Raw genomic sequence first — 2,544 nt, forward strand, 5'->3', positions numbered from 1 at the left:
GGGGGCGTTTGACGAAACGGGCATCAAAGTACGCTAAGCCGGCGGACGGGAGGGGCGTAGCGACCGGAATCCGCCCTTCTCGACATGATGCAGAGGTTCTTCCTGAAGGCCGCCGAGGTACTTAAGGACGATCATCCGGCGCTCACCGAAAAGCTGCACCGCGCGGGTGCTCACTGGATGAGGCATTCCCACGCGAGTCATGCCATTGCACGCGCAGCGGAACTCACGAGCGTGAGCGACAACTTGCGCCACGCCTCGATCGCAACGACCTCGATGTATCTGCATGGAAACGACGCCAGACGCGCCCGTCAGATTACCGAAGCATTCGGGCCGCGAAAAACCGGCCGGCGCTCAGGCTGACTCCGGCAGCCCGCTGTCGGCTTAGCGTACTTTGTCGCCCCTTTCGTCAAACGCCCCCTGGAATACCGCAGCCCGCGCAGCGGGCGAGGATATGCCGCGAAAGCCCGGGCGTGTGGCAGATTCAAGGGCGATAGCGACTGACCGGCCACGGCGAGCAGCCACGATCACGCGGAACGACCGGCAAGCCCCGTGAGGGGCGCGCAGCGCCGCCGCGCGGCGCGGAGTAGGGCGGTTGATTCTTCAACGCTTCTTTCCAAGCCCTGGGAGACCGCCTGACACTACAGAGGTGTTTTTCTCCCGGCCAAATGAGCTATACGAGCTTTTGTCGGCTTTCGGCCTTACCAGCTCGACACCGACAAAATTGGTTCCCGGCAACGGCACTGGCACTGCATCAAGCTGCCTCGCAACTGCTAGTAAGCGGACTGACTCCTTCTCGGCAGTCACCAATGCTTTCGCAGCTCGTTTGAACTGTCCCTTCGCGTCTGACCTTAGGCTTTTGAACGCAGCGCCCTTGTAGTCCTGTGGCTTTTGCATCAACAACCAAATCTCGGCAGTCTGCTTCTCGGTGAAAACAGGGGCGTCCTCAACCAGCCTGCCTTTAATGAACAAGTGATATAGGTCGTCGTCGGGATACTCTGCCGCAAGTAAGCGGTCCGATTCCCGCTTGGCATCGACCAACACTTTCGCAGCCTTTTTACGCAGTTCCCTTGCTTCCGCCCCCAAGCCTTTGACCACCGCTCCCTTGTAGCCATCCGGTGGCTTTCGCGCGGTCAACCAACTCTCTGCGGCTTGCTTTTCCCTGAAGACAGGCGCGTGCATAACCCATGTGCCATGAAGAAAAACGCCGTAAAGCTCATCGTCTGGATGCCCTTTGTGTTCTTCGTGTCTCAACATGGTCTCTCTTTTCTTATTGACGTATCAGGCGCTTCGACCCGAGTTGAGGCCTGGCCGGGATTCGCAAATATGTGAAGCTTCACATATTTACGAATCCCGGCCGGGCCTCAGCTAAGAGCCTGCGTCGCGGTGCGGGTATCGAAACTCCGCCTCGCTTCCCGGAAGCGCTCCGCATTCTCGACGATCCAGGTCCACAGCGGGACCATGCGAACGAGCAGGTCCATGCCCGTGTCGGATAACTCGTATTCGACTCTAGGGGGCACTTCATCGAAATCGTGACGGAGCACCAGGCCGTCCCGCTCGAGTTGTCGTAACGTGCGCGTCAACATCCGCTGAGTTACCCCATGCATGCGCCTGCCGATTTCGGCATGGCGCAGCCTGCCGTACACGCCGAGCGTGTGGATGACACCGAGCGACCAACGACTTCCGGCGTGTGCGAGCACCTCCCGCCGTAGCCCGTCATCATCGTCTCGCAGGCCGTCGCACACGGTCTGCGAATATTGGAGAAGTTCGTCTCGATCCAACTATCGGGCTCCCAGTATCACGCATGTACCTTCTTTCATATACGTCAATGCCTCGCTAGACTGCCGCAACACATTCCTCAGCAGGCCAGACGATGAACCAGACAGATCCTAACGCGACTTCCCAAAACATTCTCGTGCTCGGTGCCGGCGAACTCGGCCTTCCGGTCCTGCGCAATCTTGCGCGCCGGGCGAAGGACATCGCCGGCGCGAAGATCAGTGTGCTACTGCGCGCGAGCGCCGTCGAGTCCAGCGCACCCGCCAAGCGGCATGATATCGCGGAGATTCGAGATCTCGGGATCGAGATCGTCGTAGGCGATTTCGTGAAGAGCTCCATCGATGAGCTCGCCGCCTTGTTTGCGCGATATGACACGGTAATCGGTTGCGCTGGCATTACAGCCGGAATCGACACGCCGATGAAGTTGGCGCGGGCTGCGTTGCAGGCGCGCGTCCCGCGGTACTTCCCGTGGCAGTTCGGGGTCGATTTCGACGTGATCGGCCGCGGCAGTCCGCAGGACATTTTCGACGCACAGCTGGACGTGCGCGAGTTGCTGCGCAGTCAGCACGGGACCGAGTGGGTCATCATCTCGACTGGCATGTTCATGAGCTACCTGTTCGAGCCGGAATTCGGTGTCGTCGACCTGCAGAACGACGAAGTCCACGCGCTGGGCAGCCTCGACACCGCCGTGACGCTGACGACGCCCGATGATATCGGTGCGCTGACCGCCGCGATCGTGTTCGCCCAACCCCGTATCCGGAACGAGATCGT

3 protein-coding genes and 1 pseudogene are annotated in these 2,544 nt (G+C 60.2%); 2 read left to right on the top strand and 2 right to left on the bottom strand.

The window, feature by feature from the left end; all coding sequences use genetic code 11:
• Nucleotides 1-84: 84 nt before the first annotated feature.
• Nucleotides 85-360: pseudogene (locus WM40_RS31915) on the top strand (integrase); the annotation flags it as partial.
• Nucleotides 361-600: 240 nt separating this feature from the next.
• Here the strand turns inward: WM40_RS31915 and WM40_RS26350 are convergent.
• The gene (locus tag WM40_RS26350) at nucleotides 601-1,254 is read right to left on the bottom strand and encodes a hypothetical protein (protein ID WP_157793814.1); all 654 of its coding nucleotides are present in this window, start codon (nucleotides 1,252-1,254) and stop codon (nucleotides 601-603) included.
• A 107-nt stretch (nucleotides 1,255-1,361) separates the two neighbouring features.
• Nucleotides 1,362-1,778, bottom strand: a complete 417-nt coding sequence (locus WM40_RS26355) for a winged helix-turn-helix transcriptional regulator (protein ID WP_036013714.1) — start codon at nucleotides 1,776-1,778, stop codon at nucleotides 1,362-1,364.
• Nucleotides 1,779-1,870: 92 nt separating this feature from the next.
• On the opposite strand from WM40_RS26355, the gene WM40_RS26360 reads away from it, so the two are divergent.
• The coding region (locus WM40_RS26360; RefSeq protein WP_046154535.1) for an aromatic alcohol reductase at nucleotides 1,871-2,544 on the top strand (674 nt) is incomplete at its 3' end.

This window comes from Robbsia andropogonis (assembly GCF_000970345.1).
Classification (GTDB): Bacteria; Pseudomonadota; Gammaproteobacteria; order Burkholderiales; family Burkholderiaceae; genus Robbsia; species Robbsia andropogonis.

Bases quoted from the DNA above. Each gene is read 5' to 3' on its own strand.
- WM40_RS26350 (WP_157793814.1), bottom strand. From the start codon at position 1,254: ATGTTGAGACACGAAGAACACAAAGGGCATCCAGACGATGAGCTTTAC.